General features: G+C 54.9%; 15 protein-coding genes. 7 read left to right on the top strand and 8 right to left on the bottom strand.

Annotated features, from left to right (window positions below; genetic code table 11):
* Nucleotides 1-60 precede the first annotated feature (60 nt).
* The 5 genes from F0M18_RS03860 to F0M18_RS03880 all read left to right on the top strand — a co-directional run bounded on the left by F0M18_RS03860 (nucleotide 61) and on the right by F0M18_RS03880 (nucleotide 11768).
* Nucleotides 61-1953 (top strand): S8 family peptidase, encoded by a 1893-nt coding sequence (locus F0M18_RS03860; RefSeq protein WP_188109576.1) that lies wholly within the window; start codon nucleotides 61-63, stop codon nucleotides 1951-1953.
* A gap of 349 nt (nucleotides 1954-2302) precedes the next feature.
* Nucleotides 2303-2965: a hypothetical protein gene (locus tag F0M18_RS03865; protein WP_149610040.1), complete on the top strand. Its 663-nt coding sequence runs from the start codon at nucleotides 2303-2305 to the stop codon at nucleotides 2963-2965.
* A gap of 270 nt (nucleotides 2966-3235) precedes the next feature.
* Entirely contained in the window at nucleotides 3236-7696 is a 4461-nt protein-coding gene (locus tag F0M18_RS03870) for a two-component regulator propeller domain-containing protein (RefSeq protein WP_149610041.1), read from the top strand.
* Nucleotides 7697-7921: 225 nt separating this feature from the next.
* Nucleotides 7922-10780 carry a ligand-binding sensor domain-containing protein gene (locus F0M18_RS03875; protein WP_188109578.1) on the top strand — a complete coding sequence of 953 codons (2859 nt, stop codon included), beginning with the start codon at nucleotides 7922-7924 and terminating at the stop codon, nucleotides 10778-10780.
* An 88-nt stretch (nucleotides 10781-10868) separates the two neighbouring features.
* Nucleotides 10869-11768, top strand: coding sequence for an FAD:protein FMN transferase (locus F0M18_RS03880; RefSeq protein WP_149610043.1), 900 nt, complete (start codon nucleotides 10869-10871; stop codon nucleotides 11766-11768).
* Nucleotides 11769-11774: 6 nt separating this feature from the next.
* Here F0M18_RS03880 and F0M18_RS03885 read toward each other — a convergent pair whose 3' ends face one another.
* Nucleotides 11775-12533: an enoyl-CoA hydratase/isomerase family protein gene (locus tag F0M18_RS03885; RefSeq protein ID WP_149610044.1), complete on the bottom strand. Its 759-nt coding sequence runs from the start codon at nucleotides 12531-12533 to the stop codon at nucleotides 11775-11777.
* Nucleotides 12534-12662: 129 nt separating this feature from the next.
* On the opposite strand from F0M18_RS03885, the gene F0M18_RS03890 reads away from it, so the two are divergent.
* A complete protein-coding gene (locus F0M18_RS03890; protein WP_149610045.1) occupies nucleotides 12663-13244 on the top strand; it encodes a DNA-3-methyladenine glycosylase I in 582 nt (193 codons plus the stop codon).
* The gene (locus tag F0M18_RS03895; RefSeq protein WP_149610046.1) at nucleotides 13241-14593 is read left to right on the top strand and encodes an MATE family efflux transporter; all 1353 of its coding nucleotides are present in this window, start codon (nucleotides 13241-13243) and stop codon (nucleotides 14591-14593) included. The genes F0M18_RS03890 and F0M18_RS03895 overlap by 4 nt, the downstream gene beginning before the upstream one ends.
* Here F0M18_RS03895 and F0M18_RS03900 read toward each other — a convergent pair.
* The 7 genes from F0M18_RS03900 to F0M18_RS03930 all read right to left on the bottom strand — a co-directional run bounded on the left by F0M18_RS03900 (nucleotide 14580) and on the right by F0M18_RS03930 (nucleotide 22432).
* Complete coding sequence (locus F0M18_RS03900; RefSeq protein ID WP_149610047.1) at nucleotides 14580-15287, bottom strand: histidine phosphatase family protein; 708 nt, start codon at nucleotides 15285-15287, stop codon at nucleotides 14580-14582. The genes F0M18_RS03895 and F0M18_RS03900 overlap by 14 nt on opposite strands.
* Nucleotides 15287-17014: a bifunctional isocitrate dehydrogenase kinase/phosphatase gene (gene aceK, locus F0M18_RS03905; RefSeq protein WP_149610048.1), complete on the bottom strand. Its 1728-nt coding sequence runs from the start codon at nucleotides 17012-17014 to the stop codon at nucleotides 15287-15289. Before aceK ends, F0M18_RS03900 begins: the two co-directional genes overlap by 1 nt.
* Before the next feature lie 24 nt (nucleotides 17015-17038).
* Nucleotides 17039-17830 (bottom strand): SDR family oxidoreductase, encoded by a 792-nt coding sequence (locus F0M18_RS03910; protein ID WP_149610049.1) that lies wholly within the window; start codon nucleotides 17828-17830, stop codon nucleotides 17039-17041.
* Nucleotides 17830-18870 (bottom strand): LLM class F420-dependent oxidoreductase, encoded by a 1041-nt coding sequence (locus F0M18_RS03915; protein ID WP_149610050.1) that lies wholly within the window; start codon nucleotides 18868-18870, stop codon nucleotides 17830-17832. The genes F0M18_RS03910 and F0M18_RS03915 overlap by 1 nt, the downstream gene beginning before the upstream one ends.
* A 68-nt stretch (nucleotides 18871-18938) precedes the next feature.
* Nucleotides 18939-20075, bottom strand: coding sequence for an acyl-CoA dehydrogenase family protein (locus F0M18_RS03920; protein WP_149610051.1), 1137 nt, complete (start codon nucleotides 20073-20075; stop codon nucleotides 18939-18941).
* A gap of 16 nt (nucleotides 20076-20091) precedes the next feature.
* The gene (locus F0M18_RS03925) at nucleotides 20092-21276 is read right to left on the bottom strand and encodes an acyl-CoA dehydrogenase family protein (RefSeq protein WP_149610052.1); all 1185 of its coding nucleotides are present in this window, start codon (nucleotides 21274-21276) and stop codon (nucleotides 20092-20094) included.
* Between the two features lie 130 nt (nucleotides 21277-21406).
* Nucleotides 21407-22432 carry a glycosyltransferase family 2 protein gene (locus F0M18_RS03930; protein WP_149610053.1) on the bottom strand — a complete coding sequence of 342 codons (1026 nt, stop codon included), beginning with the start codon at nucleotides 22430-22432 and terminating at the stop codon, nucleotides 21407-21409.
* Between the last annotated feature and the right edge of the window lie 17 nt (nucleotides 22433-22449).

A 22449-nucleotide genomic window follows, 5' to 3' on the forward strand; every position in this document is an offset into this window, starting at 1 on the left:
AACGTCCTGTTTGCTGCATTCGCGATGACAGCGGCTACACAGCTTCACGCGACTGAAGAAATGCCTCTCCACGTAATGTTGCAGGGGGAGTCCGCCGCGGAAATGCGCGCGCTGGCGGAGCAGAACGGGGGCACGTTGACGCATTTCCTGCCCATCATCAATGCCGTGGGCGCGCACATGAGTCGCGCACAGCTGGATGCCGCGGTGGAATCCGGCAAAGTGACACGCGTTATCGATGATCTCGCCCTGGACGACCAACCCGACCAGGAGCCCGTAGCAAACCAGCAATGCAAGGCCGCGGGCTCCGTAGAGATTCTGCGACACCGCGACGGCTTCACCTGGCCACTGTTCAGCAAAGGCGATGAAAGCAGCAAACTGACGGGACTGGAGCTGCGCTGGCCGGCCGCGCTTGGCCAGATCAGCAGCATTCAGCTGGGTAAGCGCAAACTGCCGGAGGAGCTGTGGCAAGGCAGCCAGGAGAATTCTGCCCGCATCGAAATAAAGCCGGCTGCGTCGCCGGAATTTCTCGGCCGCATGGACCTGCAGGTACGCTTCGAGCACCAGCTGAATGAAGCCCCCCTACAGAACGCCTACACTGCGACTGTCAGCTTCGGCGAAAACTGCAAGAGCAAACTCATTCCCGGCTACCCGGAAAACAGCGACGACTTTTACTACGCCACCGTTACCGGCGCGGATGATCTGCACCGGCACGGTGTCACTGGCCGCGGTATCACCGTTGCCGTTCTCGATTCCGGACTCTGGGACCACCCTGCCCTCGTCCACGACACCGACGGCAAAAACCGGGTGCTTGCGCGCTACGATGCGATCAACGACAGCGATAAGGACGGGGTTTTTGACGAGAGCGGTCACGGCACTCACCTCACCAGCGTAATTGCCCACAGCGGGCCGACGCGCGCGCGCGGGCAGGTCACCGGCAGCTTCAAAGGCATCGCGCCTGACGCCAGCATCGTCGCCATCAAGGCCTTCAATAATGAGGGCAGAGGCGACTTGCTCGACATCGTGCGCGGAGTCCAGTGGGTGGTGGACAACCGGGAACGATACGCTATTCGCGTCCTGAACCTGTCTTTCGCGGCGCGCCCGAAGTGGCCTTACTACCTCGACCCGATAAACCAGGCGATTATGCGCGCCTGGGCCGCCGGCATCACCGTCATCGCCGCGGCTGGCAACGAGGGACCGGGCGATATGACAATTGGCTCGCCGGGCAACCTGCCCTACATCATCACCGTGGGCGCCACTACCGATTCCTGGACAACCGACACCCGTGCAGACGACTACATACCCGATTTTTCATCGCGGGGACCCACGCCTGAGGCCCATATCAAGCCCGACATCGTAGCACCGGGCGGGCATATCACGGGCGTGACCAGGCCGGGCTCCACGTTGACAACGCAGCACCCGGATTACGCCTTGCCAGGTGGCGAATTGGTGATGACGGGGTCCTCCCAGGCCGCCGCCGTGGTATCCGGGCTGGCCGCCCTACTACTGCAACTCGAGCCGGAACTGACCCCGGACGACATCAAGTGCAAGTTACTCAACACCGCTGAACCGGCCATCAACCGGGACGGATTACTCGCCTACAGCCCCTTTGTTCAGGGCAGTGGCCTCGTCAGCCTGACCCGCGCGATCACCCTGGGTTCCCGTGGCTGTGGCAATGTGGGCCTGAACATCGCCAGAGACATCGCGCTGGAGGAACACTTCGAAGGCCCTGCTATCCTGGATGCCGAGGGTAAAGTCTCCCTTCCCGGGCTGACGGAGATGCTTTCACCCGAATCACCGGAAAAAGGCGCGAGTGAATCCCGCGTTTGGGGCGTCAAGGCGCACATCGAAAGGCTGCCGGAGACGTACATTGACCCACCTGGCCACCCCTTCCCCTGGCAGGAGATGTACACGGCAGAGCGCAAAAGAATCGAGGAACTGGCGCGACAGCGCTAATTCCGGGCCCGCCCCGAAACAGGCCCGCCCGGGCCTCGGGAGACAGCACTGACCCGCAAGGGGCAAAATCAAGGCACAACCAAGCAAAACCAGCTTTATTCCATATATTTCAGTCACTTACCACTTCGAAGGCAGTACCGAGCGACGCGACCTTGCCAAGCCGAGAGACCCCATTACCCCAAAAGGGTTATATACACACCTTCATCTAAAGCCCGCGTCCTTTTATAACAAAGTCAAGCATCCGTAAAAGAAGATGTGAACCAGGTCTCAAGGGAGACCCAGGAACTTTTAAATACGTCACATTTACTGATTTACCCAAGCATACGAACAACGAAGGCGGACGAACGATATGAAAATTCAGAGCAGCGTAGCTAAGTTAGCAAGCATCAGCGGTTTCACAATTGCCCTCATGGCTCCCTCCATCTCTATGGCAGGCGCAGACACCACTGCCAGCGCCGAAGGCAGCCACAACCTTGTACACCGCGTGAGCCACTCCCTGGCTGATGCAAAGACCTACACGCGTAGCGGCAACGCCGGCTACAAGTGGGGCAAAAGCAGCCAATCCACTGCCGCAGACGCCACCTGGGCCGACAACAGCTCAGCTCGCGGCGGCTACAAGTGGGGAAGCAACGCCGCCTCTGCCAAGCCTGAAGCCGATGCCTATGCCGGCAATACCGCTTACCAGTGGGGCAGCATGAGTTTTTCTGAGCAGTCGGCGTATCGCTGGGCTCTGCGTTCCTACTCTGACCAAACCGCATACCGCTGGGCTCTGCGCTCATACTCGGACCAGGCCGCATACCGCTGGGCTCTGCGCTCCTTCTCAGACCAGGCTGCATACCGCTGGGCTCTGCGCTCCTTCTCAGACCAAACAGCATATCGCTGGGCTCTGCGCTCCTTCTCAGACCAGGCTGCATACCGCTGGGCACTGCGCTCCTTCTCAGACCAAGCTGCATATCGCTGGGCTCTCCGCTCCAACTCTGACCAAGCTGCATACCGCTGGGCTCTCCGCTAGTAGAATCGGCTATTGCAGCATCTGCCTTTCTTCTCAGAGGGAAGGGTACGAGCATCGGTTGGTAAAACTCAAACAGCGAGATGACTTTGCCTGACGGGGCTCTCGCTAACTCGCCTTTAGGGCACAACATCTCTGGCATCGCCTTCTATAGCCATTGATGTTGTGCCCTTTTTATCTATGAAAAAGTAGCATTGATGCTTCTATATCGGATGAAAACTAAGCTAACCTAGTCCGCATGTATCTCAGATATTCGGACAACTCTGTCTTCCCATGAAGCTTTGCTTCTCACTCTTCTTCACGCTCGTAATATTGACGTCCAGCAGGCTAAATGCGGCCACTCCAAGCAGCTACAATGTAAGCTTCCTGCCTTCACCAGCCTCATCGGGTCTGACACAGCAAACAGTTCGGAAAACCTTCCAAGACTCGACTGGTGCAGTATGGTTTCTAACCCAGGAGGGCGTAAATAGATATACGGGCAAACACCTCGAAAACTATCGGAATTCACCCACCCAAGTGAACTCGATATCAAGCGATGTTGTGTCAGACATTCTCGAAGATACTTATGGGAATGTTTGGATTTCCACGCAAGGAGGCCTTAACCGCTTCGACTCTACGAAAAACCACTTCGAGAGATTTCCCGCGGATATAAACGAACGGCACTCACCGCTGAACGACGAAATCACGTCAATGACCAAGGATTCTGAGGGCGATATTTGGTTAGGCTACCCTAACGGTTACAGTAAGTTCGACCCTTTCACCCTGGAATTTGAACACTTCCTGTCAGACGGATCGTCGCGGGGCAGCATCGGCGCAATCACTGACCTAGTTGAAACCGGCGACGGTATCCTCTGGGCAATCGCTACGAATGCGGGTCTTGTCCAAGTGGATAAAACGTCCCTTCAACCAAAAAGGATTCACTTAAATGTAACAAGCCACGAAACGACGAATCCCCGCTTCATAGAGCTCGTCCCTCAATCGAAAAACCTATGGATCATCACCGATAACGCCGGACTGTGGCAATTGGATCTTCAGGACGGCGAACTAAATACTTTCATGCATGATCCGTCAGACTCCACCTCATTGTCATCGAATAATGTCGTGGCGGTATTTGTTGATAAAGATGACAACATTTGGGCAGGCACAGACACCGGACTCAATTTATTCAATAAGGCATCCAGAAAGTTCAGTGTCTTTGACACCAGCAACTCGGATTTACCGTCCGAGATTATTCACAGCATATATCAAAGCAGAGACGGCATATATTGGATTGGAACATGGGCTGGTCTAGCCGAGGGGAGAATCACCCCTTTTGAAAAATTCGACGTTTCTGCTGGTGGACTCTCGAATAACTCCGTAAACACGTTTGGTGAGACTAGTGATGGCAGCCTCTGGATCGGGACAGACGACGGGCTGAATAGATTAAGACCAGGTGCGAGCAAATTCGAGTGGATCAATCAATACACATCCCCGGGTATATCCAGTCAAGTCGTTATGAGTCTGCTAGGCGACGGAAATACTCTCTGGATCGGCACATTTGACCACGGACTAAACAGGCTGGATATCGAAAGCAATGAAACTCAAGTATTCAGACATTCGCCTTCAAATAGCGAATCCATCGGTGCGGATGGCATCACATCTATACTAAGAACCTCTGATGGAAAATTACTTGTCGGCACCTTTGGGGGTGGACTGAGCATATTTCAGGAGGCCACAAACACGTTCAGCAACTATCAACATGAACCAAATGACCAGGCCAGTATAAGTAACAACAACGTGCTGGCGCTTTTCGAAGATTCACTGGGCAACATCTGGGTTGGCACTGAATTCGGACTCAACCGGTTCGAAAAAGAGACCGGTAGATTTTTCCGAGTCGCAAGCTCAAGCACCTCAGAAAGTGGGCTAAAAGATACTGTTTGGCTAATAAACGAAACAAGCGATGGTACGTTGTGGATCGGAAGCTGGGGTGGTGGTTTGGTGACATGGTCACTAAAAGACAGGAAAGAAGGCAACGTAAAGCTTAGTAACGTTGCTGGATTCTTGGTACTCCCTAGTTCGAACATTTACGGCATTCAAGAGGACGAAGCGGGGAATCTGTGGATCTCCCACAACAGAGGCATTTCGAAGATCAATGCGGAGAAATCTTCGATACTCAATTATGGCCTGAGAGACAACCTCCAAGGCGTCGAATTTCATATGGGCGCGTCTTTTAAAGCGACAAACAGAGCAATTTATTTCGGAGGTATTAACGGATTTAATGCAATTGATCCACAAGACAGCATCGAAACATCGACACCACCTATAGTCAGTATTTACTCTATCAAGATAATGAACGAACGACGGACATATGACGTTCCCTATTCGCAGCTAGTTGAAGTACCTCTTACTTACCAAGATAGAATGTTGACGATCGAGGTATTTGCGGCGGACTATTCTGACCCAGAAGCAATACAGTACGCTTACAAACTTGAGGGCATAAACTCTGATTGGATTGTTTCTCCAGATTCCCGCATTGCATCTTTTACTACTCTGCCACCAGGCACCTACCTATTAAAAATGGCTGCAGCGAGCCCTGACGGCACTTGGAACTGGGATGCGCTCTCATTACCTATCGTGGTATCTCCTCCGCCCTGGCTCAGTAACTATGCGTACGCCAGTTACGCCCTGATGTCTATCTTTGCCATAGCCATGTTCATTCGCAGGCAACAAAGCAAAGCGGAGCTAGCCAGAATCAGACAGCGTGAGCTAGAAATCAAAGTAGAAGAGCGAACAATAGATCTAGAAAAAGCACGACAAGCCGCTGAAGAGGCTAATAAAGCAAAGTCTGAGTTCTTGGCTACAATGAGCCACGAGATTCGCACTCCAATGCATGGAATGATAGGCATGACAGAATTGCTCCTGCACAGCAATCTCGAACAGGAACAAAAACGCTTTGCGGAGGCGGCTCACACTAGTGGCGTCGCTCTTCTCTCAATAATAAACGATGTGCTGGACTTTTCTAAGATAGAAGCTTCGAAAGTAGAAATGGAAATAGTGGCCTTTGATCTGCTGGATTTGGTGGATGAGGTCTGCTACCTGCAAAGCGAGCCGGCCCACAGAAAAAATCTACGCTTTGTGAACGTATGCTCTCCCGTGAGTGACTTGCTCTTTGAGGGCGACTCAACAAAAATACGTCAGGTGCTGATGAATCTTCTCAGCAATTCCATTAAGTTCACCAGTTCAGGCAACATAGTTGTTAGAACAAATATTTCTAGAAACCCACAAAAAGAAGGATTAGCCCAAATAGAACTTAGCGTTGAAGACACCGGTATAGGAATGACAGCTCAAACGCAGAAGCGCGTATTTGACGCATTCACCCAAGCGGATGCGAGCACCACTAGGCAATTTGGAGGCACCGGTTTAGGTCTTTCGATCACAAAGAAGTTCATCGAGATGATGAATGGAGATATCTCCGTTCAATCAGAGCCGGATAGAGGCACTAAAATTACAGTAAGACTAAACCTACCCTTCAAGAAAAAAGCAAATCAAGAGCCTCCAGTTTGCGATGCGGTTTTCAATATTCTCACCAGAGATGACCTCAACTTTCAAATGCTGGAATCTCAATTAGCGCGACTCGGAGTCTCTTACAATCTAGTTAGAACACATCGCCAACTTGAAGAAATTGGCGACGTGCGTTCAATCACTATATCTGATGCAGAGTTCATTCAGCGAAACCCAGATTGGCTAGTCGACGGAAGTAAGCCAATCGACATTCTCGTTTGCTCATACCCAGAACAAAGGAACATAGAGGCCTTAAGAGAATGTCTAAAAATCTATGCTCCAATCACAAAGACAGACTTGAAAGAGTCCATAGTGCGTGCCCTAGGCGCTAAACAGGATATAGCTCAACAAAGAAGCAACAATGCCAACTACTCACAATTCCAAGCCAAAGTATTGGTGGCTGAGGATGTGGAGATAAACCAGAAGATAGCCAACGAAATGCTCCGAATGCTTGGCTGCGAAGTGCATATAGCACCTGATGGAGACAAGGCTTCCAAGGCTTTTCAAAAAGAGCAATTTGATTTAGTTCTCATGGACTGCCAAATGCCAGTAATGGATGGATTTGATGCAACCAAGGTAATCAGAAGATATGAAGGCGAGACCGGCCAAAGCAGAACCCCAATTATTGCGTTAACTGCAGGAACAACACAGGACGATCAAGAGAAGTGTATTTCTATAGGAATGGATGACTATTTGTCCAAGCCGTTTGGGGTCGGAGAGATGCGGGCCGTCCTCGAGAAGCATTGCTCACATAGCAAATCATATGAAAAAAGGCATGATAGTTTCAATACTCTACAATCGACGCAAGCCGTAGATGAAGATAACCTAAGCATAATAAACAGGTCTGCCATCAAGAACATTAAAGAAGTCGAAAAACAAACCGGAACACCACTCTTGCAAACGCTTTTCAAGGGATACGAGGAGCAAATGGAAGAAAAGATTAACGAACTTGTAGATCAAGTGAAACGAGGTGATTCTCAGTCGGTATATAAGACTGCACATGCGATAAAGTCGATGAGTGCAAATATTGGCGCGGAAAAAGTCCGCCAGATCGCAGCCAGATTCGAGAAATTGGGTAGAGAGAGGAAAGCAAGCGATATTCAACCACAATTACATGAGTTGATGCTTGCTAGGTCAGAGTTCGCCCAGGAAATGCTGGAGGCGGAGCTATCGGATGCTAACAGCGCCCTTTGAGCCGGACAAAAAAACTACGGGACACATGCACAAAGCATGGGCCGAATAGCAATATGTCTAACATCTATAATTCTAATCGCATCTCTATTGCGAGGTCCCACTACTCTAGCTGACACACCGCTCAGGATTTCGTATTCGCCAATCTCCTCGAAGATATCAGCACCAGTCATCACTTCAATATACCAAGATCAGTCCCAGGCACTTTGGATCGGCACACAGACTGGCTTGTACAGATTCATTGGTAAGAGCTTTAAATTTTTCTCTAGTTCTTCGAGCCAGAATGCTGGTATCCCAAACGCTGACATACGCGACATCTTTGAGACATCCAATGGTGAACTGTTTATCGTCACAAACGGCTCTGGTCTATTGCAGTGGAACAAAGAAGACGAGCTTTTCTACACGCCAGACTTCTACACAAAGTCCAGATCCCAGTTTTTAGACAAAGGTTTCACAGACTCAAAGGGTCAAATTTGGCTTTATGGCAACTCCGGTCTGACTGTGTTCGACGCAATGACAAAAGAGCCTATTCAATGGCTTTCAGAAAGCGAAGAAATAGCCGCACTAGAAGGCAACCTTGAATTCAGGAGCGACGGAAATAGCAATGTAATTCTAACAGACGGGAGATCGGTACTATCTGTGGATACTGATTCACGGGTCATTCAGAAAATTGCAGTAAGTTTAGAGACCGAGAAAATTACATCTATTTTTGTACGAAAAACAGCTGAACTTGTTATTGGGACGGACAGCGGAAACATATATCTACTTGATAAAAAGACAGGGAGAGCGGAAAAGAGACTACAACTATCCACGACAGAGAAGCCATCTATAACCGGAATATTCGCATTCGACTCCCTATTCCTATTTGGAACCAACAAAGGCCTTTACGTCTTGAACTCAGAGTTGGAAGTGTTGGGAAGATATGTCTCCGAAAAAACCGCATTACCTCACAATCATATAACAGTTTTCTCTCGAGTTCGTTCAAACGTATTGGTTGGAACCTACCAGGGGCTGGCTCATATCGGCGCAGAAAACTTTCAAACCTTTAATAATCGTAACAGCGGCGTGTATGACGATGTTATGGCTTTTGCCGAAGATTCTCAGAGGAACGTTTGGGTTGGAACATATGCTGGCTTATATCGATTCAACGATAACCTAGGCAAATACGAACTATTTGAAGTGCAAGGTAGCATTGAACTTCCAGATAGTCGCGTGATGACCATGGAAACGGATAAACAATTCTTGTGGCTCGGAACTTGGGACAAGGGAATAGTTCTGCTTGACACTAGGACTCTGGAACTCGAGGCCGTCCAATTTGCTGACTTACAAAAAGGTTCAATAACCAAGATATACAAGGATCATGCAGATTCAATATGGGTTGCAAGCTATGATCGCGGGCTATGGAGAATACAATCTGGTTCGATAAAGCACTTCCCTGAACTGGTCAAATATCCCATCACCGATATCACCAGCGAAGTTGGGCAACCAGTACTCGTTGTTTCTGAGAGAACCATTTACAAGATGGACGAAGAAACAACGAGATTCGAGCCACTTGAAATCGAATTTCCTAAAAGAATAGTCACCCCGACCTTTTTTACAGCAAAGATAATCGACAGCCATAGCATCCTCGTTGGAACCAAAGACCATGGGATACTGGTCTTGGAAAAGGACGAGCATTCAGAAAAGTACAATTCATCGAGCTTTGGTGGTTCACAGGGCGTAACAAAGGCGTCCGTATACTCCATCATGAAGGATTCAAACAGGCACTACTGGTCTTCGACTAACAACGGCTTATACAAACTCGGAATGAACGGGGCAATCGTTCAGCGATATGACAAAACTCATGGCTTACAGGGCGACGACTTCAATTTTGGGGCATATTACTCAACCGTAGACGATATTTTCTACTTTGGTGGCACCAAGGGCTATACACGCTTCGACCCATTATCTGTTGAAGCCAACATGTCTGCACCAGCCATTGTAATTTCTGGTTTGACCATTACGAATTCTCTTAATCTGAATTCCTACCAACTTGAGACTTTAGACCTTATAAATATTCCTAGTGCTAGCGAGGTTTCTTTTGAAATAAGCGTGCTCGACTACTCAAACCCAGGGGAGAATCTGTTCAGCCACAAACTCCAAGGCCTGGACCAGGATTGGATCGACGACGGCACCAATAACAAGATCACCTACAACAATATCCCACCCGGCGAATACACTTTTCTGGCGAAGGGCGCCAACGCAGCCGGAGTGTGGAATGAAGAAGGGGTATCACTGCGCATTCGGGTACTGCCACCCTGGTATCTCACTTATTGGGCGTATGCATTCTACGCAACGTCAGCGATGCTTTTGCTTTGGTTGGGTATGCGGGCTCATCGCACGAAAGTTTTGAAGGAGGAGGCTGAAAGGCGCGCAGAGGAGACAATGCTCATCGCTGACAGTGTCATGGATGAACTACAGGAAACCCAGGAGTTACAAGATCAGATAGCGGAGTCTGCCAGCAAGCACAACATGGAGATGATCGGAGTAATAGGTGAGCTCTCGACTCTCGGTGATTCGGCTCGCGGGGAGTCGGCCCTTGATTCGCATCTTTCAGCAATGCGTCTGCTGGAGACTTCCTACTACTTCGAAAACGGCGCACTGGCTGCCAATATGCATGACTACTTGAATGGCCTTATCGACCTGCTACTCCCTGATGCAACTGTCGACCCCGCCACCATCTCGTCGATCAATCTGGTCAGCAAGTCTCTGATCAGCGCTCCGGTGGCATTGCCACTGGCTCTGATACTCTACGAGTTGATCGACAATGTGTTTCAACATGCGTTTGAGCCGGATTCAGCTGCCAACTTTGTTCAGGTATCACTGGAAATAGCACCTTCGAGCACAGATGCGCCCGATAAGGTAGAAGTTTCGATTCAGGACGACGGGATTGGATTGCCAGTCGGCTTCGATATCGGCACAGCCCGGAGCAGAGGCTTTAGCGTGGTCAATAGCCTTTGCCGCCGGCTCTCGGCGACCGTATCGGTATCCCAGGGCCACGGTACGCACATCCGCCTCTCTGTACCGCTCCCGCACGGTCACGCCTAGCGCAGCGGCGCACACGCCCCATTGCCAGCCGTAGCAGGGGTGAATACTATAGGCAGCATCGTTATCGCCAAAGGATGGTGACCAGGCCATGAACATGCAGCGGAAGCGCCTTCATTGCTTTGGCAGCTCATGTCAACTGACCCTGCATGCATCGGCAACAGAGGCCGAGAAGCGTTTCGCGCTGGCCTTGAACGAACTTTCGCGCATCGAAACAAAGTTCAGCTCCTACCATCCCGAAAGCATCATCAGCAAGATCAACCAGGCAGCGGGTAGCGGTTTCTTCACGCCCCTGGATGCGGAATCCCGCAGTCTGTTCGACTTCGCGTCTGCACTGTGGGCAGAGAGCAATCACCTGTTTGACCCCACTACCCGGCTGTTACAGGATTGCTACGATGACGGTGGCACCCTGAAAGCCACCCTGCAGCAGATCAAAGGCATGCTAACCCTGGTGGGTTGGAACAAACTCCAGCTTACAGATGAAGGGGCCTATCTTCCTGAGAGGGGCATGCTGCTGGACCTGAACAGCTGCATCAGGCCCTATGCACTTGACGCCGTGCGCCGGCGCCTGGTCCGGGAAGGGGTCGAACACGCCTTGATTGAGCTGGATCACGACGCGGTCAGTATTGGCAAGCAGGCCGACGGGGCCAACTGGTTACTGGGCTTGCGCCACCCGCTGGGTAGTCGCACCGCAGTGAATCGGATAAAGCTGAACAACCGCGGCTATGCCATGCGGGGAGACTTTGAAAATCGCATCCTTTTCGACGGGGAAAATTTCGGCCGCGGCCTCAGCCCCGTCGACGGTTTCCCGATACCGGGAATGCTCAGTGTATCGGTGGTGGCGGACACGGCGCTGGACGCCTGCGGCGCGGCCAGCATCGCACGCCTCAAGACCGAACAAGCCGCGATCAACTGGCTGCAGAAGCTCGGCCTGCCGTGGATGGCCATAGACCGCAAGCTGAACTGCCACGGCCCCCTGGCACCTCGCTGAGTAGCGTCATTCGCCGCGGAACAGCGGCTTGCGTTTTTCCTTTTGCGCCGTGAAACCTTCCTGCAGGTCGGAAGACGCGAGACATTGCTCGGAAAGAGCCGTGGCCTTCTCCCGATCTATCTCCCCTTCCGCGGCTTGCTGCAGGATCGCTTTCATCGCGCGCACAGCCAGCGGCGCCAGATCGGCAATGTGCTGCGCCAGATCATGCGTGGTCTTCTCGAGCTGGGCCGGCAACACCAGGTGGTCGAGGAAGCCGATCTCGAGCATGGCCTCGGCGTCAAAAGTCTCGGAGGCAACCAGAATGCGCTTGGCCAGGTTAACTCCCAGGCGCTCGACAAAGCGATTGATGCCACTCAGCGGGTAGCACAAGCCAATAGCCGCTGCGGGCACACGCATGCGACTGCCCTCTATCCCGATACGGAAGTCGCAGGAAAGGGCCAGTTCCACTCCGCCACCGAAGACATTGCCATTGAGGCAGGCGATGGTGGGAATAGGCAGTGCCGCCAACTGGTCAGTGGTGGCCTGAAAACAGTCTCCGGATATCTTGCCGGCACCCAGCTCACTCAGTGATGCGCCGGCACAGAAGGTCTTATCTCCCGCACCCGTCACCACCAGAACGCGAATGTCTGCGCTGGCACTTACCCTATCGAGCACAGCCTGTATCGCCTCCAGTTCTCCCTGTCCCAGCGAATTGTGCCGTTCCGGGTTGTTAAGGGTCAGGCGGCCAACATGTCCGGTCTGCTCAAAGACGATGGTATTGCTCATTATCTATCCCGCGGATCTACAGGGTGCTGAGTTTGGCATAGCGCCCAACACTGTTCCAGCCCGTCAAACCAACTGGACAGCCCCTGGCCTCAGGCCCATACTCTTGGTCCCTGAACAAGGATAGGATTCATGTCCCAACGCTGCGGCTGGTGCGGAAGTGACCCACTGTACGTGGAATACCACGACGAGGAGTGGGGTGTGCCGGTATGGGACGACAATACGCTGTTTGAATTCCTGATCCTGGAGGGTGCCCAGGCGGGCCTGTCCTGGATCACGGTGTTGAGAAAGCGCGAAGCCTACCGTCAGGCTTTCGATAACTTCAATGCAGAAAAAATCGCCCGCTACACCGACAAAAAACTCGAAAAGCTGCTGCAGAATCCCGGCATCATCCGCAACCGCCTCAAGGTTTTCGGCTCACGCAAGAATGCCAGGGCGTTTCTTGAAGTCCAGGCAGAAATGGGCAGCTTCGCCAACTACATCTGGGACTTTGTCGACGGCGCGCCGATACAGAATGCCTGGCGCTCACTCGCAGAAGTGCCTGCCACCAGCCCGGTTTCCGATGCACTCAGCAAGGATATGAAAAAACGGGGTTTTACCTTTGTCGGTTCTACCATCATGTACGCCCATATGCAGGCTACCGGCATGGTCAATGACCACACTACAGATTGCTTCCGACATGCCGAGTGCCGGGCGCTGCCCCCGCAAGCATGAGCGCATCAGGGTCTACAAGCCGCCGGGTCTGGCAACTGGCCTGGCCCACGATCATCTCCAACCTGTTGTTCGCTACCGTCGGCTTCATGCATATCAAGATCGTCGCCGCCCTGGGCAACGATGCCGTCGCTGCGGTCACCAGCGGGCACCGGATATTCTTCCTGCTCCAGGCGGTGCTCATGGGCGTTTCCGTTGCGACCACCGCCATGGTCGCCCGCAGCTGGGGCGCGGAGCGCATTGCCGAAGCTGAGCTGGTCACCTGGACTTCCATGGCCCTGGGCATGTGCCTGGCAGCGCTGCTCTCCCTGCCCATGCTGTTTTTCCCCGCGGCGGTTGCAGGTGTTTTTGGGCTGAATGCCGAAGCCACTCGTCTCGCTGCCAGCTTCATCTTCTGGCTCAGCGTATTCAACATTTTCGCAGCCATAAACATGATCCTGTCCACGGCTTTGCGGGCCACGGGGGATGTCATAACCCCGCTCTGGTTTCTGTTGCTCAGCTCCACGTTCAATGTCACGTTCGCGTACTTGCTGGCTTACGGCATAGGCGGCTTGCCTGCCTGGGGCGTCGCTGGTGTGGGTTTTGGCGGTGGTTTTGCCGGCGCGCTGGTTTCCTGTCTGTTTGTCTTGCTCTGGTGGCGAGGAAAGTTCAGTTTACAGGCCCTGAAGCGCCTGCAACTGGACCGCCCTACCCTGCGCCAGCTAATGACCCTGGGCGCGCCGTCCATGTTGGAGCAGGGCGTCGTGCAACTGGCCTTCCTGTGCTTCTTTGCCATCGTCGCACAGTACGGCACGGCGGCCTACGCGGCCTATGGCATCGGCATCAGCCTGGTATCGTTTTCCATCGTGGTGGGTTTTGGCTTCAGCATTGCCGCGGCAACACTGGTTGGGCAGCAGTTGGGAGCCGGCAAGCCGGAACAAGCCGTAGCGGCGGGCTGGCGCGGCATGCGTATGGCAATCGTCGCCATGAGCCTGTTGTCGATCGTGCTGGCCTTCAATGCCAAGACCCTCGCCGCCTTCATGATCCCCAACGAGGAAACGCAACGGCTTACCGTGATCTTCATCTACCTGATTGCCGCCGTGCAGCCCATCATGGCCGTGGAAATAACCCTGGCTGGCGCCCTGCGCGGCGCCGGCGACACGCGTTTCCCGCTGATCGCCACCCTGTGTGGCATCGTGCTCGGCCGCCTGCTGCCCGCATTGCTGATTCTCGTTCTGGGCTTGCCCGTCACCTGGATTTTCGCAGTCATGCTGCTGGATTACTGCACCAAGGCAACGTTGCTATTGTGGCGCTATCAATCCGGAAACTGGTTGCAGTTACGGGTGTTGCCGACGCCGGCTAGCGATAGCTGACCAGGTTCTCCTCGTACTCTTGCCCGAGAAGTTGCAGGAATGAGCGGTCATTGAAATAGGAAAGCGACACCCGGCTGCCACTGTAGAAAAGCTGTGTTACCGAGCAATTGAAGATCGGTTCATAGAACGCGTAGGTATGCCTGCCATCAAGGCCCAGCACCTGGGCAACCGCCGTGGCGATCGTCCCCCCGGAAGTAAAAATACCCAGGGTTTTGCCACCACCCTGGCTGCGCATCACGTCCCGCAAGGCATCCTGGACCAGGCCGGAATACTCCTCCCAGCTCTGGATACCGAATGCACTGCAGTCATTGCGAACCCAGTAATTGAAGACAGCGTCAATGACCTTCTGGTAGTCCTTGCTGCTGCTTAACCCGCGTTGTAAAAGCTGTGCGATCGCAGGATTTTCAGCCGCGACAATCGGGGCGAGCTTCTCCACCTGTTCATCATTGCGAATTTCGTTAAAGCGCGCATCGACAGTATGTGGGATCTCACCTCCCAGCTGCGAGCACGCCAATTCACAAGTCTCGCGCTGCCGTGAGAGGTCGCCGCTGTAAACCGCATCGAAAGAAATTCCAGCGCGCGCCAGGTACTCGCCCGTCCTGCGAGCCTGCAATTGGCCCAGGGGCGAGAGCTGGTCGTAATTGTCGGAACCAAAAGACGCCTGCCCGTGACGAATCAGATAGATTGTTGCCATCAGGCGTCCACTCCCCTGTCAAAGCGTAACTTGCGCCGGTACGGAAAGAAGCTCTCTACATAGCCGCTGCGAATCTGCTCCTGCAGGTTGTGCCAGAAAGCCACTTCATAAATATCACTGTGTATCTCGTCAAAGACCTTGCGCGCCCGCTGGTTGCCTGAAAAGAACAAACGGAACTCCTCGGGGAAAATGTCGTTGGGCCCGACCGTATACCAGGGCGTGTTGGACATTTCCTCTTCTTCATTGCGCGGTGGCGGAATCTTGCGGAAATTACACTCGGTCAGCGGTTGTATTTCATCGTAGTCATAAAAGACAACGCGGCCGTGACGGGTCACCCCGAAGTTCTTGAGCAACATATCGCCCGGGAAAATATTGGCAGCAGCCAGTTGCTTGATGGCATTGCCGTACTCGTCCATCACTGCCCTCACCTGCTCGTCATTGGCGTCGTGCAGGTAAAGGTTGAGCGGCGTCATTCTGCGCTCCACATAAACGTGCTTGATGATCAACGCCTTGCCGTGTTCCTCAATCATCGAAGGCGCAACCGCGTACAACTCCTCCATCAATTCATCAGAGAAGCGCTCCCGCGCAAAGGCCAGGTTGGTAAATTCCTGGGTGTCTGCCATGCGGCCCGCGCGATCCCAGCGCTTGACCAGGGAGTATTTCTCCTTGACCTGCTCACGCGTCATTTCCTTGGGCGGCGTGAACCGGTCCTTGATGATCTTGAACACGAAATCATAGGAAGGCATGGTGAATACACACATCACCATGCCCTTGATACCCGGGGCAATAATGAACTTGTCCTCGGTGGTCGTCATGTGCCGGTAGGCGCAGCGGTAGTAGTAGGTTTTGCCGTGCTTGTTATAACCCATCGCACTGTAGATTTCGGAGATGGGCTTGGCCGGCATCAACTGCTGCAGAAACAGCACGTAGGCCGAGGGAATGCTGGCATCCACGAAGAAATAGGAACGCGTGAAGCTGAACACCACGCTGACCTTGTCGGAGCCGAACAGCACGGTATCGACATACACTGCACCTTCTTCATTGTGCAGGATGGGCAGCACAAAGGGCATGGAATCCTTGCCGTTGATAATCCGGCCGACAATGTACGCGCCCTTGTTGCGGAAGAAGTGGTGCTCCAGAACCTGGAACTGCACGTCATAGCCGTCGAGATCAAAACGGGTACGCAGGTATTTATCCACCACCCCCATAATGTTGCGCACGTCCCGCGTCTGGTCTTCATAGGGAATATCGAAGGCGTAATCGTCGAGGATTTGCTGCCAGACCTCTTCGAGGGAGTGCTCTACCGGGTAGGTTTTGTATACCGAGCTGACGTCCGCCGGTGGCATGTCGCCGTGGGGCGAGAAAACAAAGGCGTAGTCGTCGCGAATCTTGCGATGCTTGAAAACGGCGCAGAACACGGAGTTGAAGAACGTCTCGGCAATCTCGAAGTTGTTGTGCCCTTCGATCATGTCGGCATAGACATCGCGCACTTCACTCCAGAACTCAAAGTCCTTGAGGTATTCGCCGGCTATCAGCTCCACGTACTGGATGATCTCGGCGGTTTTTTCCTTGCGCAGGTCGATGCGACGGGTGGCGGACTCCTGCATGCCATGCCAGTCTGCGTTTTCAAAGCGGGTTTTTGCGGCCAGGGTAATATTCTGGAACTCACAAAAAAATGCTTCGAACCCGTTAAGAATGGTCCTGGCAAAACGCTCCTTGCGTTCCACGCTGTGCTTACCTCTTGTCGTTGATCAGGCGGCGGGAACGCCCATTGTACGACGAAGTTTGCGCATTCCGCCGAGCCAGCGGTCATAATCCGCAGTTTTATTTTCACGATAGCGCTGCACTTCGCGGTGCGGCAGGATCAGGAACTGTTCCTCGGCCAGGCCCGCAATGACCTCGCTGGCCACATCCGCCGGGGTCAGTACACCATCCACACCCGCCGTGCCGCCGTCGCCGGTATCACCGATCATGCGCGTGGCCACGGCCTGCGGACACAGCACAGACACGCCGATGCCGTCATCCCCGTGGGTGATGGCCAGTGACTCGGCGAAGCCAACGGCGGCATGCTTGGTAGTGGAGTAGGCGGCGTCACCTATCTGGTTGAGCAGGCCGGCTGCCGACGCGGTATTGAGAAAGTAGCCCTCGCCCCGAGCCAGCATGGCGGGCAGGCAGGCCCTCGCGGCGTAGACATGGGACATCACGTGAATTTCCCACATCGCCTGCCAGGTGTCATTGGGGGCCGAGGTTGCCCACCAGGGCTCCCCGTCCAGGGCGATAATGCCGGCATTGCTGCAAAAGAGGTCAATCTGTCCGTGCTCCGCTTCAACCGCGGCCACCATAGCCTGGATAGCGCTCTCGTCGCGCACATTGACGCCATAGGCATCGCCATCGACAAGTTCGGCCACGACGCGGGCATTACCCTCTTCGAGATCAGCCACGACCACCTTGCGTGCACCCTCGGCATGAAAGCGCTCACACAGTGCACGCCCGATGCCATTGGCACCGCCGGTGACGACAACCACCTTGCCGGCGATTTCCATCAGAGCATTTCCCCGGCGATCAGTTCCAGTACTTCCGCGTCGTGCACGCCCAGCAACATGGTGCCTACCTGGCCTTTCTCGCCCGCCTCTTTCCAGGCGCCAAGGCGCTCACGAATGCGGTCTTTGGAACCCACCAGTGCGACCTCGTCGATCAGCTGGCGCGGCACCTCGGCGCAGGCCTCGGCCTGCTTGCCATCCAGGTACAGGTCCTGGATCTTGTCCGCTGCCTCGCCGTAGCCCAGGCGAGTGGCGAAATCGTGATAGAAATTCTTGCCCTTGGCGCCCATGCCGCCGATGTACAGCGCCAGCCAGGGTCGCAGTGAGTCAAAAGCCATGTCCAAGTCGTCGTTCATGGCCACCGACACAAAGGGCGCAATGTTGAAATTATCCAGCCCTTTATCGTTGCCCGCCTTGGCGAATCCGGTTTCCAGGTGCTCGCCAATCACCTCGTACTTGGTCGGGTCCATCCACACCGGGAATACGCCGTCAGCCACCTCACCGGCACAGCGCAGCCCCGCCGGGGTAATGGAAGCGGTATAGATGGGAATATCGGGGCTGGCTTCCAGAATGGACTTGAGCGGCTTGCCCAGGCCAGTGGTACCCTCGCCCTTGTTGGGCAACTGGTACATGTTGCCGTCGAACTCGACGGGGCCCTTGCGCTCCATGATCGCGCGCATGATCTTGATATATTCGCGGGTCCGCGTGACCGGCTTGCCATATGGCACGCCGTGCCAGCCTTCTACAACCTGCGGGCCGGATGCGCCCAGCCCGGCGATAAAGCGGCCGCCAGACAGCTGGTCCAGTGACATCGCGGTCATGGCTGCCATCGCCGGTGTGCGCGCCGGCATCTGCATGATTGCCGTGCCCACCTTGATCTTCTCGGTCTGCGCCAGCACCCATGTGGCCGCGGTAATCGCATCGTTCCCGTATGCCTCGGCGGTCCACACCGAGTCGTAACCCAGTGATTCGGCGTGACGGATCAGGTCCATGGGAATCTGTATTTGCTTGCCGGAATAGCCCAGCAGGAAGCCCAGTTTCATTATATCTCTCCTTGGGGGGGCGGCACCCCTCACCGTGGTGAAGGGGTTGTGCCGCCGTGTGAGGTCAATCAGTTATAGCGCAGTGCGTTGAATTTTGCCTGGTGGTAGTCGCGATTACCAAATGTGGTATTGATCATCATCAGGCGTTTGGCGTAGTGGCCAATATCCAGCTCATCGGTAATACCCATGCCCCCATGCAACTGGATGGCCTCACCAAAGATGTGTTTGCCGGCCTTGTCCACCATCACGCGCAGGGCATGGATCGCCTGCACTTCATCTTCCTGGTCGTCAGTCAGGGCGCACACGGCCCGGTAAAGCAGCGACTTGGCCTGTTCAAAGCTCATGAAGGTATCCACCATGCGGTGTTGCAGTGCCTGGAAACTGCCGATGGCCACGCCAAACTGCTCCCGGGTCTTGGTGTATTCCAGGGTCTTGGCGTTCAGCTGCTGCATGATACCGATTGCCTCGGCCGCCAGCGCCAGGTTGGCCTCCTGCACTACCGCTGCGATCAGTTCATGGCCTGCATCCTGTGTGCCCACGAGGTTGCTGGCGGGGACAGTGACGTCATTCAGCACCACGTTGGCCACGCGCTGGCCGTCCATCATGCGGTAACTTACGCGCTCCACACCGGCGGCATCGGCCGGTATCAGGAACAGGCTGATGCCCTGTTCATCGCTCTGCGCGCCGCTGGTGCGGGCGGACACGATCAACTGGTCGGCGTTGGCGCCATTGAACACCACGACCTTTTCGCCCTTGAGCACAAAGTTGTCGCCGTCTGCCGTGGCGGTGGTCTTCACATCGGCGATTTCGTAGCGGCTCTGGCGCTCGAGATAGGCAAATGCACCCAGCGTGCTGCCATCGATAATCGGGGGAATCTGCGCTGCCTGCTGTTCGGGGTTGCCGCCCTTCTGCAGCAGACCGCCATACAGCAGCACGGTGGCCAGGTAGGGCTCCAGCACCAGACCCTTGCCCAGTTCCTCCATCACCACCATCACATCGACGGCATCGCCCCCGAAGCCACCGTATTCCTCGGCGAAGGGAATGGACAGCCAGCCCAGTTCGGCAAAGGTCTGCCACTTGGCGCGATCGATACCGGTTTCCGAGTTGGCGATGGCCACCCGCGTATCCCAGTCGTAATCATCCTGTACGTAGCGGGCAACGCTGTCCCGCAACATGACCTGCTCTTCTGTAAACTCAAAATTCATTGCATACCTCCACGAATCACAGGCCCAGTACGGCCTTGGCGATAATGTTCTTCTGTACTTCGTTTGACCCGCCGTAGATTGTTGCGGCGCGGCCATACATGTAGCTCTTGAATGCGCGTGTGCCGAATTCATGGCCCAACACGTCCGCCTCGGGCCCACCCGGCAATACGCCCTGGTAGTAACCCGCCACTTCCATCAGCAATTCCTGTACCGCCTGCTGCATCTCCGTGCCCTTGATCTTGAGCAGGGAAGACTCCGCGCCGGGAGCCCCACCGGCGGCCACGGAAGCCAGCACACGCAGATCGGTGAACTCCAGTGCCATCAGGTCGATCTCGATGTCAGACAAGCGCTGCTGGAACAAGGCATCATCGATCAGCCGCTTGCCGCCATTCACTTCCTGGCTGGCATAGTGCTTGATCATTTCCAGGGTACGCTTGGAATCGGCAACGCCGGCGATGGCCGTACGCTCGTGCGCAAGCAGGGCCTTGGCGTAGGTCCAGCCCTGGTTTTCCTCGCCAATACGGTTCGCCACCGGCACCCGCACCTCATTGAACTCAACCTCGTTGAGACTGTGATGCGCATCGATGGAAACGATAGGGTTGATCTTGATACCGGGACTTTTCATATCGATCAGCAGGAAGCTGATACCCGCCTGCTTCTTGCCCTCGGTGCTGGTGCGCACGAGGCAGAAAATCCAGTCAGCGAACTGTGCATAACTGGTCCAGATCTTGGCGCCGGTCACCACGTACTCGTCACCGTCGCGCACCGCCCGCGTCTTCAGCGCGGCCAGGTCAGAGCCCGCTCCGGGCTCGGAATATCCCTGGCACCACCATTCGTCACTGTTGAGGATTGGCGGCAGGAAACGTTCTTTCTGCTCATCGGTACCGAAGGTGTAGATGACCGGGCCGACCATCTTCAGGCCAAACGGGATGACATCGCGAATACCGCGGCTGGCGCGTTCGGTCTCGAAAATGAACGCCTTGGTGTCGTCCCAGCCGGTACCGCCGTATTCCTTGGGCCAACCCGGGGCGATCCAGCCGCGCTCGAAGAGGCGCTTCTGCCACTCGATAATTGCGGGCTGGAACACGGCGGGGTCGGGGTTGTTCAGACGCGCGTCGATGTCGTCGTCGTAGGCTGAATCGAAGAAGGCGCAGACCTCCTCTCGAAACGCGATATCTTCCGGGGCAAAAGCGGTATCCACTGCACAATCTCCTTAGCTGATGAGGTAGTACCAAGTACGGCCAGGCCGCAAAATCGGGTCAGTTACCCTAGCCCCGGTAGCGCATGGGCACAATGTTGACAGCGATCACCAAAATTGACCTCAGCGCACTTCACCCAGCCCCGTTCTGGCGCTCCCGGAGATAGCGGATATTGTGCTCGAGGCGCAGGCGCACCTGGTAATCGGCAACGCCCTGTTGCAGCGCCGCTTCCAGCAGGTCGGCGGCAAAACCGAACTCGTCGCGCTTGACCGCCAGATTGGCCAGGTTGTTACACAGGTTCAGGCTCCGGTAACCCGCGCGATACAGGGCGAGATAGCCATTGTAGGCCTGTCCCAGCTCGCCCAGCCGATACTGTGCCTCGGCGATATACTCGCGGTTTTCATCCGCCCGGTAACCCAGTTCCACGGCGCGCTGCAGGTAGCGAATACCCTTGGGCAGGTCATCGGCATAGTACAGGCAGATGGTCCCGGCGGCAGTCCACAGGCGGCCGTCGTCCTCGCCTTCCAGCTGTTGCTCGATAATGCGCAGGTAGTTGAGCTGGCGGTCGACCTTGCGCTTGGCCGGGTCCTCGTCCATGTGGTGATGTATGGGTATGTCCACGCTGCGGAAACGGCCCGCCGGCAGTGTCCGGTCCACGACTTCATGCACGCGGCCCTGATAGCGTATGTCCTCGCAGTTGCGAAACAGGCGAGCGATCGGATTGGGACGGTAGCCACGGTAGTGGCGGGTGTAGGGCGTCGGCTCGGAAATGGGCACCCAGTTGCGGTCCAGAGGCTCAACACTGTAGTTATACTGCACCAGGAAGTAGGCGTCGTAATCGGGGTCGCGTATCAGTTCACGCAGGGTTAGCCAGTCATCCGGGGCGATCACCTCGTCCGCATCCAGGACAATAATCCAGTCGCCGGAAGCCTGGCTCAGCGCATGATTGCGTGCGGCGGCGAAGTCGTCATGCCAGGCGTAGTCAAACACCTGTCCGGTGAACTCGCTCGCTATGGCCCGGGTGTCATCACTGGAGCCTGTGTCCACCACCACGATCTCGTCCACATGGTCGGCAGCCTGGCGCAGGCAGTCGCGCAGGAAAAATGACTCGTTTTTGACGATCATGCACAGGGAGAGTGTCTGCTCGCTGCGCGTCAAGCGAATATCTCCCGGCT

This window comes from Pseudohalioglobus sediminis (genome assembly GCF_008370495.1).
Taxonomy (GTDB): Bacteria; Pseudomonadota; Gammaproteobacteria; order Pseudomonadales; family Halieaceae; genus Halioglobus.

Coding starts and splice junctions, on each gene's coding strand:
- F0M18_RS03900 (WP_149610047.1), bottom strand. CDS start 15,287: ATGGCAACAATCTATCTGATTCGTCACGGGCAGGCGTCTTTTGGTTCC.
- F0M18_RS03865 (WP_149610040.1), top strand. CDS start 2,303: ATGAAAATTCAGAGCAGCGTAGCTAAGTTAGCAAGCATCAGCGGTTTC.
- F0M18_RS03885 (WP_149610044.1), bottom strand. CDS start 12,533: ATGAGCAATACCATCGTCTTTGAGCAGACCGGACATGTTGGCCGCCTG.
- F0M18_RS03910 (WP_149610049.1), bottom strand. CDS start 17,830: ATGGAAATCGCCGGCAAGGTGGTTGTCGTCACCGGCGGTGCCAATGGC.
- F0M18_RS03920 (WP_149610051.1), bottom strand. CDS start 20,075: ATGAATTTTGAGTTTACAGAAGAGCAGGTCATGTTGCGGGACAGCGTT.
- F0M18_RS03890 (WP_149610045.1), top strand. CDS start 12,663: ATGTCCCAACGCTGCGGCTGGTGCGGAAGTGACCCACTGTACGTGGAA.
- F0M18_RS03915 (WP_149610050.1), bottom strand. CDS start 18,870: ATGAAACTGGGCTTCCTGCTGGGCTATTCCGGCAAGCAAATACAGATT.
- F0M18_RS03895 (WP_149610046.1), top strand. CDS start 13,241: ATGAGCGCATCAGGGTCTACAAGCCGCCGGGTCTGGCAACTGGCCTGG.
- F0M18_RS03870 (WP_149610041.1), top strand. CDS start 3,236: ATGAAGCTTTGCTTCTCACTCTTCTTCACGCTCGTAATATTGACGTCC.
- F0M18_RS03860 (WP_188109576.1), top strand. CDS start 61: ATGCCTCTCCACGTAATGTTGCAGGGGGAGTCCGCCGCGGAAATGCGC.
- F0M18_RS03880 (WP_149610043.1), top strand. CDS start 10,869: ATGAACATGCAGCGGAAGCGCCTTCATTGCTTTGGCAGCTCATGTCAA.